General features: G+C 53.5%; 14 protein-coding genes. 13 read left to right on the forward strand and 1 reads right to left on the reverse strand.

Annotation, left to right across the window (positions count from 1 at the left end; genetic code table 11):
• Positions 1–306 precede the first annotated feature (306 nt).
• The 9 genes from ACFPQ4_RS00690 (at position 307) to pssA (ending at position 9,590) form a co-directional block, all read left to right on the forward strand.
• Positions 307–966, forward strand: a complete 660-nt coding sequence (locus tag ACFPQ4_RS00690; RefSeq protein WP_378109784.1) for a hypothetical protein — start codon at positions 307–309, stop codon at positions 964–966.
• Positions 967–1,243: 277 nt separating this feature from the next.
• Entirely contained in the window at positions 1,244–1,705 is a 462-nt protein-coding gene (locus ACFPQ4_RS00695; protein WP_378109785.1) for a CtsR family transcriptional regulator, read from the forward strand.
• A 50-nt stretch (positions 1,706–1,755) separates the two neighbouring features.
• Positions 1,756–2,265 (forward strand): UvrB/UvrC motif-containing protein, encoded by a 510-nt coding sequence (locus ACFPQ4_RS00700; protein ID WP_378109786.1) that lies wholly within the window; start codon positions 1,756–1,758, stop codon positions 2,263–2,265.
• A 17-nt stretch (positions 2,266–2,282) separates the two neighbouring features.
• Positions 2,283–3,347 (forward strand): protein arginine kinase, encoded by a 1,065-nt coding sequence (locus ACFPQ4_RS00705; protein ID WP_378109787.1) that lies wholly within the window; start codon positions 2,283–2,285, stop codon positions 3,345–3,347.
• Between the two features lie 37 nt (positions 3,348–3,384).
• Positions 3,385–5,832, forward strand: a complete 2,448-nt coding sequence (clpC, locus tag ACFPQ4_RS00710; protein ID WP_378109788.1) for an ATP-dependent protease ATP-binding subunit ClpC — start codon at positions 3,385–3,387, stop codon at positions 5,830–5,832.
• A 168-nt stretch (positions 5,833–6,000) separates the two neighbouring features.
• The gene (locus tag ACFPQ4_RS00715) at positions 6,001–6,180 is read left to right on the forward strand and encodes a hypothetical protein (protein ID WP_378109789.1); all 180 of its coding nucleotides are present in this window, start codon (positions 6,001–6,003) and stop codon (positions 6,178–6,180) included.
• A 62-nt stretch (positions 6,181–6,242) separates the two neighbouring features.
• A complete protein-coding gene (gene radA, locus ACFPQ4_RS00720; RefSeq protein WP_378109790.1) occupies positions 6,243–7,610 on the forward strand; it encodes a DNA repair protein RadA in 1,368 nt (455 codons plus the stop codon).
• 17 nt (positions 7,611–7,627) lie between these two features.
• A complete protein-coding gene (gene disA / locus ACFPQ4_RS00725) occupies positions 7,628–8,734 on the forward strand; it encodes a DNA integrity scanning diadenylate cyclase DisA (RefSeq protein ID WP_378109791.1) in 1,107 nt (368 codons plus the stop codon).
• Between the two features lie 112 nt (positions 8,735–8,846).
• Positions 8,847–9,590, forward strand: coding sequence for a CDP-diacylglycerol--serine O-phosphatidyltransferase (gene pssA, locus ACFPQ4_RS00730; RefSeq protein WP_378109792.1), 744 nt, complete (start codon positions 8,847–8,849; stop codon positions 9,588–9,590).
• Between the two features lie 136 nt (positions 9,591–9,726).
• Here pssA and ACFPQ4_RS00735 read toward each other — a convergent pair whose 3' ends face one another.
• Positions 9,727–10,122, reverse strand: a complete 396-nt coding sequence (locus tag ACFPQ4_RS00735) for a nucleoside triphosphate pyrophosphohydrolase family protein (RefSeq protein ID WP_378109793.1) — start codon at positions 10,120–10,122, stop codon at positions 9,727–9,729.
• Positions 10,123–10,318: 196 nt separating this feature from the next.
• Here ACFPQ4_RS00735 and ACFPQ4_RS00740 point away from each other — a divergent pair, with 196 nt between their 5' ends.
• From ACFPQ4_RS00740 to gltX, 4 genes are all read left to right on the forward strand, one after another.
• Positions 10,319–11,407 carry a PIN/TRAM domain-containing protein gene (locus ACFPQ4_RS00740; RefSeq protein WP_378109867.1) on the forward strand — a complete coding sequence of 363 codons (1,089 nt, stop codon included), beginning with the start codon at positions 10,319–10,321 and terminating at the stop codon, positions 11,405–11,407.
• 90 nt (positions 11,408–11,497) lie between these two features.
• On the forward strand, positions 11,498–12,196 hold the full coding sequence (gene ispD, locus ACFPQ4_RS00745) for a 2-C-methyl-D-erythritol 4-phosphate cytidylyltransferase (protein ID WP_378109794.1): 699 nt from the start codon (positions 11,498–11,500) through the stop codon (positions 12,194–12,196).
• The gene (gene ispF, locus ACFPQ4_RS00750; RefSeq protein WP_378109795.1) at positions 12,193–12,669 is read left to right on the forward strand and encodes a 2-C-methyl-D-erythritol 2,4-cyclodiphosphate synthase; all 477 of its coding nucleotides are present in this window, start codon (positions 12,193–12,195) and stop codon (positions 12,667–12,669) included. The genes ispD and ispF overlap by 4 nt, the downstream gene beginning before the upstream one ends.
• Positions 12,670–12,713: 44 nt before the next feature.
• The gene (gene gltX, locus ACFPQ4_RS00755) at positions 12,714–14,177 is read left to right on the forward strand and encodes a glutamate--tRNA ligase (protein WP_378109796.1); all 1,464 of its coding nucleotides are present in this window, start codon (positions 12,714–12,716) and stop codon (positions 14,175–14,177) included.
• The last annotated feature ends 37 nt before the right edge of the window (positions 14,178–14,214 follow it).

Here is a 14,214-nt window from a genome sequence, read left to right on the forward strand (position 1 = left end):
AACGCATTGCTTCGCAATGCTGCCTACGGTCTGCGGTTCGCCTCGACTCCGTCGAGCGATGGTGCAGCCTTTTACAGATGTCTATTTGCAGCGACCCTCGGGTCGCTGTTTTTTTTGCGTTCTTAAAACGAAAAGTGTTCCTTCTTTACGTGTCATTAGTTGGAATCTTTCTTTTGAAGACTCGACATTCTATTACAAAAAAGAATAAATTATCTATTAATTTACTATATAACCCCGGGTTAATATGCTATCATCACCTAGAATAAATACGTTATTCAAAAAAATTATTTAAGGGTGGCTATTACAGTGAAGAAATTTATCATGCTATTATCCCTAGCGCTTATCATGCTCGGATTAGTTATACCCATCAATTCTTTTGCTGCTACTGCCTATAGCGGTTCGAGCGGAAAGGCTTGGTACAACAGCTTCCCGACATCTACCAGCACAACGGACTTAGATCCCTCATTCAAACCAAACGTAGATAAGTTTATTGAGGCGCTCAAGGCCGCAGGAGTCAAAGTGACGATCAACGCGTCAAAAAGGCCGGCAGAAAGGGCTTGGTTAATGCATTACTCCTGGTTGATTTATAAAAATAAAATAAGCCCCAAAGATGTACCTGTTAATACAGACATTAACATTCAATGGGTTCATCCTAATGACGATAAAAAATATACAAAGTCTAAGCAGGCTGCGAAGGAAATGGTTATGGCGTATGAAATAAGTGTATTAGACGTAGCGCCTGCGCTTAACTCTTACCACATTTCGGGGAAAGCTATTGATATGAATACGACTTGGACAACAAAAACGATTACGATTAAAGACGCGAACGGTAAAGATGTAAAGATCTCCAGCGGTAAAAAAGACGGAACGAACCCCGAATTGATCAAAGTCGGAGCTACATATGGTGTTATTCACTACTCTCCAGTTAGCAAGGATAAAGTTCACTGGTCTACGGATGGTCATTAAAATTAATGGCGAGGCTGTTCTCATGGTCATCGAAAGGTGACTTAGGGGCAGTCTCATTTTTCAATTACGTCATCAAATTGATCTCGTTCTTATTAAATGAGGAGTCGATTGTAAATACTTAAAACATCGGTAAGCGCCGGGTTCGACACATGGATAATTGAATAAAAGCCTGCTTCAAGCACTGATCCTACAATGTTGCAAATTATCTGAATATGAGTATAATGATGTTATAGTCAAAGAAAGTCAAAGTCAGATGCACTCCGGAAGGAGATGAGCGATGCGTAACATTTCTGATCTAATCGAACATTACTTAAAGCAAATTTTACAGACCAGCTCGGAAGGTACCGTCGAAATCCAAAGGAGCGAATTGGCTGACAAATTTTCTTGTGTCCCATCACAAATCAACTACGTGATCAGCACCAGGTTCACCCTCGAGAAGGGCTATTACGTGGAGAGCAAACGCGGAGGCGGCGGTTATATTCGCATTCAGCGCGTAGATCTACCTTCGCTCGAGGCCGTTCAGCGGCATGTGTCGCACACGGTCGGGGCGGAAATCGATCAGACGTCGGCTGAAGGGTTGATCTACCAATTAGAGGAAGCAGATTTTCTATCCGAACGCGAGGCGCGGCTCATAAGGGCTGCGATTACCCGAGAGGCATTATCCATCGGGCTCCCGCTTAGAGATCAAATTCGCGCTAAGCTGTTGAAGGCGATGTTAGTGACGCTACTGACGAAGTAGCGGTCTCGAGCTTTTCCGCAACGGCTGTACTTTTGAAAGGAGGCGATGCCATGCAGTGCCAGGAGTGCGGCAAGCGTCCAGCTACGCTGCATTTTACGAAAATCGTTAACGGAGAGAAGACGGAGCTTCATATTTGCGAAGCGTGCGCCAGAGAGAAAGGCGAACTGATTCCAGGCACGCAAGCCGGGTTCTCCATCCACAATCTGATCTCCGGGTTGCTCGACTTCGAGACGACGAACGCGAGCGTGACGAAGCAGCAACCGCTCAAATGCGAGACGTGCGGAATGACTTACGCGCAGTTCAGCAAAATCGGACGTTTCGGCTGCAGCCATTGCTACAAGCAATTCGCGGAGCGGTTAGATCCTTTACTTAAGCGAGTGCATGGCAATACCGTTCACGTAGGCAAAGTGCCTAAGCGCGCGGGCGGACGTCTCAAAACGAAGCGCGAGATCGATCGGCTGAAGAAGGAAATGCAGGGGCGCATCGAGCGCGAGGATTTCGAATCGGCCGCGCAGCTGCGTGACCGGATACGCGAGCTAGAGAAAGAAATGAGCAGCTGAAAGGCAGGTGAGGCGCTATGGCGAATCGAAAATATGTGAAGCATGCGCTAAGCGAATGGATGGAAGACGAAGGCGCGGAAGCCGACGTCGTAATCAGCAGCCGCGTTCGGATCGCGCGCAACTTGCGGGGAATGCCTTTTCCGATGATGGCCACCCCGGCTCATGCCTCTACGGTGATGGAGCAATTGCTCGGAGTCGCGGAGAACGGCAGGTTGAACGGATTAGGGAAGTTAGAACAAATCCGGCTATCGGAGTTGACCGAGCTCGAGAAGCTGGTCATGGTCGAAAAGCATTTAATAAGCCCAAACCTTGCGAATGAATCGCGAAGCGGCGCATTAATATTAAGCTATAACGAAGATGTTAGCATTATGATTAACGAAGAAGACCATCTTCGCATTCAATGTTTAAGCCCGGGTTTTCAAATTCGGGAAACGTGGGATCGCGCGACTAAGATCGATGACATCTTCGAAGAACAAGTCGATTACGCCTTCGACGAAAAACATGGTTACTTAACGAGCTGCCCTACTAACGTCGGTACCGGTATTCGGGTTTCCGTCATGATGCACTTACCGGCGCTCGTCATGACCGGGCAAATTAACCGAATCCTTACCGCCGTCACGCAAGTCGGGTTAGCTGTTCGCGGATTGTATGGTGAAGGTAGCGAAGCTACGGGTAACTTGTTCCAAGTGTCCAATCAGATCACGCTCGGTCAGTCCGAACAAGAAATTATCGAGAATTTGCATCAAGTTGCCAAACAGATGATCGAGCATGAAAAGGCGGCAAGAAGCAAGTTGTTCGCCGATAATCGCCCTCGCGTCGAAGATCGCATTCGCCGTTCATACGGCGTTTTATCGCAAGCGATTATTATGGATTCGAAGGAAGCCGCCCAGCGGTTGTCGGATTTAAGGCTCGGCGTCCATCTAGGGCTAATGCCCGAGCTGAACGACCGGACGATTAACGAATTGCTGGTCGCTACGCAACCGGGTTTCCTGCAAATGACGTTCGGGGAAGCAATGAATCCGGAAGATCGGGACCGGTCGAGAGCCCAATATATTCGTACCCGACTGGCAACAAATTCATAAATGATTTATTCCAATTTTAATAGGGAGGTGTTGTCTCATGATGTTCGGAAGATTTACTGAACGCGCGCAGAAAGTATTGGCGCTGGCGCAAGAAGAAGCTGTGCGACTGGGACACAACAACATCGGCACGGAGCATATCCTGCTCGGGTTGATCCGTGAAGGCGAAAGTATCGCCGCGAAAGCATTGATCGCATTAGGACTCGGATTGGAGAAAATTCAAGACGAGGTCGAGTCGCTGATCGGCCGCGGTCAAGAACAACCGACCAACATCGCTTATACGCCGCGCGCCAAAAAGGTTATCGAGCTATCGATGGACGAAGCGCGTAAATTAGGTCATACGTACGTCGGCACGGAGCATATCCTTCTCGGTCTTATTCGCGAAGGCGAAGGCGTCGCTGCCCGCGTACTCAATAACCTTGGCATTAGCCTGAACAAAGCGCGCCAGCAAGTACTCCAACTGCTGGGCAGCAACGAAAGCGTACAATCGAACCATGGTCCGTCGGCAAACGTCAGCACGCCGACATTGGACGGATTGGCTCGCGACCTTACCGCAAGCGCGCGCGACGGCAACATCGATCCGGTCATCGGCCGGGCGAAAGAAATCGAACGCGTCATTCAAGTGCTTTCCCGCCGCACGAAGAACAATCCGGTGCTGATCGGCGAACCGGGCGTTGGTAAAACGGCGATCGCGGAAGGATTGGCTCAACGCATAATCAATAACGAAATTCCCGAGACGTTACGCGACAAACGCGTCATGACGCTCGATATGGGCTCCGTCGTTGCCGGTACGAAGTACCGCGGGGAGTTCGAGGACCGTTTGAAGAAGATCATGGACGAAATTCGCCAAGCCGGCAACGTTATCCTGTTCATCGACGAGCTTCATACGCTCATCGGGGCTGGTGGCGCGGAAGGCGCAATCGATGCTTCCAACATCCTGAAGCCTGCGCTTGCGCGTGGCGAACTTCAATGCATCGGCGCGACGACGCTCGACGAGTACCGCAAATATATCGAGAAGGATGCAGCGCTCGAGCGCCGTTTCCAACCGATCACGGTCGATCAACCGACGCCTGCGGAGGCGATTCAAATTTTGCACGGCTTGCGCGACCGTTATGAAGCCCATCACCGGGTGAAAATTACGGACGATGCGATCGTCGCGGCCGTTAAGCTGTCCGACCGCTACATTACCGATAGATTCCTTCCGGATAAAGCGATCGACCTCATCGACGAGGCCGGTTCGAAGGTAAGGCTGAACTCTTACACGGTACCGCCTAACCTGAAGCAACTGGAATCCCGTCTCGAGGATATTCGCAAGGAGAAGGACGCCGCCGTTCAAAGCCAAGAATTCGAGAAGGCGGCAGCGCTTCGCGATACGGAACAGAAGATCCGCGAAGAGCTCGATCATACGAAGAACCAATGGAAAGAGAAGCAAGGTCGCACCGATTCCGAAGTAACGCCGGAGGATATCGCTCAAGTTGTGGCTAGCTGGACCGGCATTCCGGTAAGCAAGCTGGCGGAAGAAGAGACCGAGCGCTTGCTCAAGATGGAGAGCATCCTGCACGACCGCGTCATCGGCCAAGACGAAGCGGTTAAATCCGTCGCCCGTGCGATCAGACGCGCCCGTGCCGGACTCAAAGATCCGAAACGTCCGATGGGCTCGTTCATTTTCCTTGGCCCTACCGGCGTCGGTAAAACCGAGCTCGCCCGCGCCATCGCCGAAGCGATGTTCGGAGACGAGAACGCCGTAATCCGGATCGATATGTCGGAGTATATGGAGAAGCACTCCACGTCCCGTCTCGTCGGAGCGCCTCCGGGTTACGTCGGCTACGAAGAGGGCGGCCAATTGACGGAGAAAGTCCGTCGCAAGCCGTACTCGGTCGTCCTGCTCGATGAAATCGAAAAAGCGCACCCTGAAGTATTCAACGTGCTGCTTCAAGTGTTGGAAGACGGCCGTCTCACCGATTCCAAGGGTCGTTCCGTCGACTTCCGCAACACGCTCATCATCATGACGTCCAACGTCGGCGCCGAGCAAATCAAGCGTAACTCGACGCTCGGCTTTACCGCCGCGCAAGACTCGAACCGCGACTATCAGAACATGAAGGAAAAAGTGCTCGCCGAGCTGAAGAAATCGTTCCGTCCGGAGTTCCTCAACCGGATCGACGAATCGATCGTCTTCCATCCGCTTAACGAAGAGCACATCGCTCAGATCGTAACGCTTATGGCCGATGATCTTCGTAAGCGTCTGATCGAGCAAGACATCAGCTTCGATCTTACCGAAGCCGCGAAAAACTTCCTCGCCAAGGAAGGGTTTGATCCGCAGTACGGCGCTCGTCCGCTTCGCCGCGCGATTCAGAAGCACATCGAGGACCGCCTGTCCGAAGATCTGTTGTTGGGCAAAATCAATAAAGGCAACACGCTCGTCATCGACGAGGAAGAAGGCGGTTTAGTGGTCAGACAGAAGGACGAAGTGGCTGCTACCCAAAGTTAAACGTGGTTAAATAATAATATAAGCAATTGATTATTTATCACCCTTGGGCTCGGCTAGCCATAAGCTAGCATAAGCGCATTGCGGTTAGAATGACTCCCCGTGCCGCCGTTCATTCGGCGAATGGCGCGGGGAGTTTTTTTCGTGACCGTAGAAGGGAGCAGATTGCTTATGTTTCGTAGACGGGGCGGAAGCGGTTGGAGTCGGCTCATTCATGATCTTCTCGGGGGTATAATAGCCGTAGTATTGCTCATCGTATTTCTAAAGCTATTCCTAGTCTTACTGTGGATGTCGGGAGGATTAATTATTCTCGTGGTGTTGTTATGGCTGGCATGGAAATGGTTCGGCTAAAGTTTTAACTATCGCCCAGGACATGGTAAACTTCTTATGTAGAGGGAAGGGGCAACCTATCCATGGCCAAAGTCAAAGTGAAGTTCGCTTGTACCGAATGCGGAACGGAATCCCCGAAATGGTTAGGCAAATGCCCGGGGTGCGGCGCTTGGAACACGATGGTCGAGGAAACCGAGACCGTCGTCAAAGCACCTGTCGGACGGGGCGGACTGCATCGTACGAAAGAAAAGGCGCGTTCTATCATAGATATAGAAAGTAGCCGAGAACCGCGCGTGCCGACCGGCTTGTCCGAGCTCAATCGCGTGCTCGGTGGAGGGCTCGTACCGGGTTCGTTACTGCTCGTCGGCGGAGATCCGGGTATCGGCAAATCGACGTTACTGTTGCAAACTTCGCACATGCTTTCCGCTCAAGGCCTGAAGGTACTGTACGTATCGGGGGAAGAATCGGTTAGGCAGACGAAGCTGCGCGCGGATCGGCTAGGCGCGCTTAACGATAGGTTATACGTGCTTTGCGAGACGAACCTTGAAGTCATCGAGGAGGCTATCACGGAGGTTGAACCGGATTTTCTCGTCATCGACTCGATTCAGACCGTTTACCGGCCGGAGATCGCCTCGGCGCCGGGCAGCGTCGCCCAAGTCCGGGAATGCACGGCTCATTTCATGCGCATCTCCAAGGTGAACGGGGTAGCGACCGTGCTTGTCGGCCACGTCACGAAGGAAGGAGCCATAGCCGGTCCGCGACTGCTCGAGCATATGGTCGATTGCGTGCTTTATTTCGAAGGAGAGCGGCATCATTCTTATCGTATTTTACGCGCGGTGAAAAACCGCTTCGGGTCTACGAATGAAATCGGCATTTTCGACATGACGGAAGACGGCCTTCGGGAAGTGACGAATCCGTCCGAGTTGTTCTTATCCGAACGGCCGCTCGGCGTATCCGGATCGACCGTCGTGGCCAGCATGGAAGGAACCCGTCCCGTGCTCGTGGAGCTGCAGGCGCTCGTCGCTCCGACGCATTTTCCGTCTCCGCGGCGAATGTCTTCTGGATTGGATCACCATCGGATGTCGCTAGTTATCGCGGTATTAGAGAAGCGAATGGGCATGTTCCTGCAAAACCAGGACGCGTATTTGAACGTAGCGGGCGGCGTTAAGCTCGATGAACCGGCGGCGGATTTGGCGGCGGCGGTCAGTCTGGCTTCCAGCTTCAAAGATTTGCCGACGCGTCCGTATGACGTCGTGTTCGGCGAGGTAGGCTTGACTGGCGAGGTTCGGGCGGTCTCCAGGGCGGAGCAGAGGGTGAAAGAAGCGCATAAACTCGGCTTTAAGCGGGTCATCCTGCCGGAAGCTAGCATGAAGGGCTGGCAACCGCCGGCGGGTATCGAGCTGCGGGGGGTCAAGTCGGTCGCCGAGGCGCTCAAAGCAGCGTTGGAATAGGGGGTATCGATAACATCATGAAGGATGCCAAAGAAAAAGAGATAAAAGACAAGGAACAGCTACAGCAGGAGACGATGAACCAACTGCTTCAGATGGTCGCGCCGGGAACTCCTTTTCGCGCGGGACTAGAGAACGTGCTGCGTGCCAAGACCGGTGCGCTAATCGTAGTGGGCTACAGTCCGGAACTGAATGAAGTCATCGACGGAGGCTTCTCCATCAATTGCGAATTTAGTCCGAACTACTTGTATGAGCTCGCGAAGATGGACGGAGCTATTATTCTAAGCGAAGACGCGAAGCGCATTTTATACGCGAATACGCAGTTGATACCGAATCCGGGCATTAGCTCTACGGAAACCGGCATCCGGCATCGGACAGCGGAGCGCGTCGCGAAGCAGACGGGTAAGCTCGTCGTATCGATCTCGCAAAGACGCAACGTCATCACGCTCTATCAAGGACAATTACGCTATGCGCTGAAGGAAATGGGCGTAATTCTGACCAAGGCGAACCAAGCGATTCAGACGTTGGAGAAGTATCGCGCGGTGCTGACTCAAGCGCTTACGAATTTGTCTGCATTAGAATACGAAGAATTGGTTACCATGCATGAGGTCGCCCATGTTTTCCAACGCGCCGAGATGGTGTTAAGAATCAAGAACGAAATTAACCGGTACGTGCTGGAGCTTGGCAACGAAGGCCGATTAATTAGCATGCAGAAAGAAGAACTCGTCGGAACGGCGGATGAAGAAGCTTGGCTGCTGCTGAAAGATTACGCGAAGGACGATAGCGACGAGAAGGTCAAAGAAATCCAGACGGCCGTCCGCAAGCTGTCTTCCGAGGAGTTGCTCGATTCGGCGTTGCTCATTCGGTTGCTAGGCTACCCTTCCTTAAGCACGGTCGTCGAGGAAGGACTTATGCCGCGCGGTTACCGCATGCTTAGCAAAATCCCGAGACTTCCTAGCGTGATTATCCATAACTTGGTGGATCGGTTTAGCGCGTTGCCGCATATCGTGATGGCTTCGATCGAAGAACTAGACGAAGTGGACGGCATCGGCGAGGTTCGGGCTCGTACGATCAAGGACGGATTAAAGCGAATTCAAGAACAGGTGTTTATTGACAGACAGATTTAACGAGACTACAATTGAATCTGGTCTTTCATCACGAAACGCACAGTCAAATACGCGCCGAATCGCGCGCTTAACCTTCACACCCATAGGGCATAGTAAAGTCGAGGTGGCAACCATGATCACTAAATCCATACCGAATTTGTTCACCATCGGGAACTTGTTCCTGGGCGTGATCGCGATCATAATGGCGTTTAACGATGAACCGAACACCGCGGCGCTGCTGGTCATAATCGCCATGCTCATGGATGGGCTGGATGGTCGGGTCGCACGAGCGCTTAACGTGCAAAGCGAATTCGGCAAAGAATTGGATTCGCTGTCCGACGTCATCTCCTTCGGAGTCGCGCCAGCGTTCATTATGTACCAAGCGGCTTTTCAAGACGTCAACCCTGCAATGGCATGGATCGTCACGGCCGTTTTCCCGATCTGCGGTGCATTAAGGCTTGCGAGGTTTAACGTTATCGCAGGCATTCCGGGTTACTTTATCGGGTTGCCGATTCCGGCGGCCGGCGGAGTTCTCGCAACGCTCGCCTTGTTCAACTCGGAGCTTCACTTCTCGCTATTGCTCATTAGCACGCTAGCTTTATCGTTCTTAATGGTTAGCAACATGAAATACCCGAACTTCAAAAAGCTTGGTCTTCCTAAAGCGGCCATGTGGTCGATCCCGATCGTCGTAGCCGGCGCGGCAGTACTTGCGTACTTGTTCCAAGAAGCGATCCCGAAAGTCATACTCGCGCTGTTGCTCGTATACGCGCTTTGGGGCTTAAAAAAAAACGTTGAGCGACTGTTGCCACGACGACTGCGCGGCAGAAGACGCCATGGGCACGAAGAGGAAGAAAGCAGATCCAAACATAGCGCATAACGAACAATACATCAGGAAGCATCGGACAACCTTCGACGAAGGTTCCGGTGCTTTTTTTGATCAAATAAGCAATAACGCCTCCATTCCCTCTCGCTCGAGGGAATGGAGGCGTTACTCGTTAAGGGCGAGCCTTGCGTTAAGTTAAATTAAACCAACCAAGCGTGGAGCATTTCTCGGCTTCCTTATTGACGACGTCTTGGAGGTTGATCTCAAGAGCGTTGCACAACGCGGACATATAGAACAAGTTCTTGCCCATCTCGCTGCGGATCGCTTCGCGGCAATGCTCGCAAAGATGGCCTTCCATGTGAGACTTCGATTGCCGATTCGCTTGATCGAGCTCCATGTCGGCGGAAAAGCCTTGGTGTCTTGCGTTAAGTTCGATGCAACCGCACTCGGTGATCGACTTGGCTACGGCCCGATTGACGGCTGCGTTGGATTGGCTGTACTTGGTTACGACATCGAGCAAGCTGCGATGACGGAGCAACAGTTCCGACACCTGACTCTGGAATTGCTGGAGCGTAGGTGCGCTCATCCATTCCCACCTCGGTTACCTTAAATTTACTTTTCCACCTCTCATTATAGTGCAAGGAGCTAGGAATTTCAAAAGAAGTTCGCGATTTGGGCCAACTAAAAGATGCGTCGTCGGCGAACGATTAGGTTTCCGGAAATTGGAACATACTAGTAACGATAATTATGACCTTTTACGGGTTAGGAGTGATTTATTAATGATGATGAGAAGAGTTATCCAAATCGCCGGGGTGCTGATAGGGGCATTGCTTGGACAACAAATGTCGGTGTGGCGGACGACCGGCGGCGCTCAGTGGATGGATCCGTTGCTCGGCGCCAATTCGGGCTCCGGAAACACGTTCGCGATGGCGGTAGGCGCATTAGTAGGCTTCATGCTCGCGACGTCGATCGCGAATCCGCTTGCCCGCGCGTTGCAGCGCGGTATCGATCGGTTGTCGGTATTTCCGATGGCGGATTTGCTGTCCGGTTCGGTCGGTTTGACTTTCGGTCTAGCGCTATCGTCTTTCCTGTATCCGTTCGTGACCGATATTCCCCATGTCGGAGAAGTGCTCGCGGCAGGCATCGCGCTGACGTTGGGCTATGCAGGCATTAGAATCGGCATGCGCAAGCGAGACGAGATCGGCGATTGGATGCGTTCCCGCAAAGTCGCGGAGACGGGCAAGGAAGAAGGCCCGCGTTACGAGGAGCACAAAATTCTAGATACGAGCGTCATTATTGATGGACGGATCGCGGACATTTGCAAAACCGGGTTCATCGAAGGCACGTTGGTCATTCCGGAATTCGTGCTGGAGGAGCTGCAGCATATCGCGGATTCATCCGACTTGCTGAAGCGGAATCGCGGACGCAGAGGTCTCGACATTCTGAACAAAATTCAGAAGGAGCTCGACGTTCGGGTGCTTATTTACGAGGATGCGTCGGAAGAGCCCGGCGAAGTGGACAGCAAGCTGGTGAAGCTGGCGAAGGCGATGAAGGGAAAAGTCGTCACGAACGACTTCAACCTGAACAAGGTGTGCGAGCTGCAAGGCGTATCGGTGCTCAACATCAACGACTTGGCTAACGCGGTCAAGCCTGTCGTGCTTCCGGGCGAAGAGATCGTCGTGCAAGTGATCAAGGACGGCAAAGAACATGGACAAGGCGTCGCGTACTTGGACGACGGCACGATGATCGTCGTGGAAGGTGGGCGGGATTTCATCGGAACGACGATGGAGGTGCTCGTGACGAGCGTGCTTCAGACGTCCGCGGGCCGCATGATCTTCGCGAAGCCGAAGCTATTGGAAAAAGCGCTCTGACAAGGTATGATATTAAGAATACGGGCGGGACGCGCGTTACGGTCCCGTCTTTCTTATGTTTACATAACGGCCTTGTGAGGAGATAACGCGATGGATTGGGGAGCCGTCATCGTCGCCGCCGGTCGCGGAACCCGAATGGGAGCGGCGGACAACAAAATCTATTTGACGCTGGACGGACGCCCGGTGCTCGCTCATGCGCTCGAGGCGTTCGAGCTATGCGCCGCGGTAACTTCCGTCGCGATCGTGGTGGCGCCGGGAGAAGAGTCGAGAGTAGCCGACATCGTGCGGGCCGAAGGCTTCGCGAAAGTGTCGGAGATCGTCCCTGGAGGCTCGGAGCGGCAGGACAGCGTCTATATAGGACTAACGGCGCTTCGGACAGACGGCGTGCTTGTCCATGACGCTGCAAGGCCTCTCGTCACGTCGGCGCAGATCGAAGCGTGCTGCCGGGCGGCGGAGGCGGAAGGCGCTGCCGCGCTCGCCGTCCCCGTTAAAGATACGATCAAGGTGTCCGACGGAGCGGGATTTATCGTGTCGACGCCGGAGCGTCGAACTTTATGGAGCGTCCAGACGCCGCAGGCTTTCCGACGCGAAGAGCTCATGGAGGCGCATCGTCTAGCCCGATCGGAGCAGGCAACGGCGACGGACGACGCGATGTTGCTGGAGCGTCTAGGCCGCAAAGTGGCCATCGTGAGCGGAGACTACAGCAATTTGAAAATAACGACGCCGGAAGATTTGCCGATCGCGGAGCTTTTGCTCGCCCGGCGGCGTAGGGAGAGTGACGGAACATGATTCGAGTGGGACAAGGGTTCGACGTGCATCAGCTCGTAGAAGGCAGACCGTGCATCATCGGCGGCGTAACGATTCCGTACGACAAAGGACTGCTAGGGCATTCCGACGCGGACGTCCTGCTGCACGCGATTAGCGACGCGGTACTTGGAGCGCTCGCGCTCGGGGATATCGGCAAGCATTTTCCGGATACGGATCCGGCTTATGAAGGCGCGGACAGCGTTAGGCTGCTAGAGCACGTATGGGAGCTTGCGGCGGAGCGAGGCTACAAGCTAGGCAACGTCGACGCTACGATCATCGCCCAAGCACCGAAAATGGCGCCGTATATCGGACAGATGGTATCGGTTATCGCAAAAGCGCTAGGCGGCGAGGAGACCGACGTAAACGTGAAGGCGACGACGTCCGAACGTCTCGGCTTTACCGGTCGCGGAGAAGGCATCGCGGCGCAAGCGGTCATCTGCTTGATTAAGAAGTAACAGGCTACTTTCAAACGTTCAACGTTCTCAAGGGAGGAATCATCATGTCTACTAAAGTTCGCGTACGCTACGCGCCGAGCCCAACCGGACATCTGCATATCGGCAACGCTCGCACGGCGATCTTCAACTACCTGTTCGCGCGCCATCATGGCGGCGAGTTCATTATCCGCATCGAAGACACGGACCTGAAGCGCAACATCGCGGGCGGAGAAGAAAGCCAGCTTACCTACTTGAAATGGCTCGGCGTGGATTGGGACGAGAGCATTGATCGGGTCGGCAACTACGGTCCTTACCGTCAAACCGAGCGTCTCGACATTTATGCCGATCATACGAAGCAGTTGCTAGACAATAAGCGCGCGTATTTGTGCTATTGCAACGAGGAAGAGCTGGAGCGGGAGCGCGAGGAGCAATCCGCGCGCGGCGAGACGCCGAAATACTCGGGCCGCTGCCGCAACCTTACAGACGCGGAGCGCGAGAAGCTTGCGGCGGAAGGGCGGATTCCGAGTGTACGATTCACGGTGCCAGCTGAGCGTATGTATACGTGGAACGATACGGTTAAAAGCGAAATCTCGTTCCGGTCCGATGACTTCGGCGACTTCGTTATCGTCAAGAAGGACGGCATTCCGACGTACAACTATGCGGTAGCCGTCGACGATCATCTGATGGCGATCACGCACGTACTGCGCGGAGAAGACCACATTACGAACACGCCGCGCCAGTTAATGATTTACGAAGCGTTCGGATGGACGCCGCCGGAATTCGGCCATATGACGCTCATCGTCAACGATCAGCGCAAGAAGCTGTCCAAGCGCGACGAATCGATCGTCCAATTCATCGAACAATACGATAAGCTAGGCTTCCTTCCGGAAGCGCTGTTCAACTTCATTACGTTGCTCGGTTGGTCTCCGGAAGGCGAACAAGAGATTTTCGGCCGCGAGCAACTCATCGAGATCTTCAACGCGAACCGGTTGTCCAAGAGCCCGGCCGTATTCGATACCGCCAAGCTGAATTGGATCAATCAACATTACTTGAAGCAAGCGACGCCGGAGCAGGTCGTCGCGCTTTGTTTGCCGCATCTGAAGGCGGCAGGCCGTCTTAGCGAGGAACCGGGTGAGCAAGAGCTCGCATGGGCGAGCGTTCTCGTCAACTTATTCCGCGACCATTTGCGCTTCGGCGCCGAAATCGTGTCTTTATCGGACTTGTTCTTCGCGGACGTGCCGGAGCTCGACGATGAAGCGAAACAGGTTATGTCCGAAGCTACGGTGCCGACCGTACTCGCTGCGTTTCGCAATCAAGTGGAGGCCGCGGGCGACGAAGGCTTCACGGTCGACAACATGAAGGCGCTGATCAAAGCGGTGCAGACGGAGACGGGAGTGAAAGGCAAAGGCCTGTTCATGCCGATCCGCGTCGCGCTTACCGGTCAAATGCACGGTCCGGATCTTAACGGGACGATTTGGCTGCTCGGACGCCAGCGCGTGCTGGAGCGGCTCGGAGGCAGCTTGGCGTAGCGTCTGTAATCGCTCGATAAGCCCGACTCTCTTGTCA

The sequence above is a fragment of the Cohnella yongneupensis genome, from assembly GCF_042655785.1.
Lineage (GTDB): Bacteria > Bacillota > Bacilli > Paenibacillales > Paenibacillaceae > Cohnella > Cohnella yongneupensis.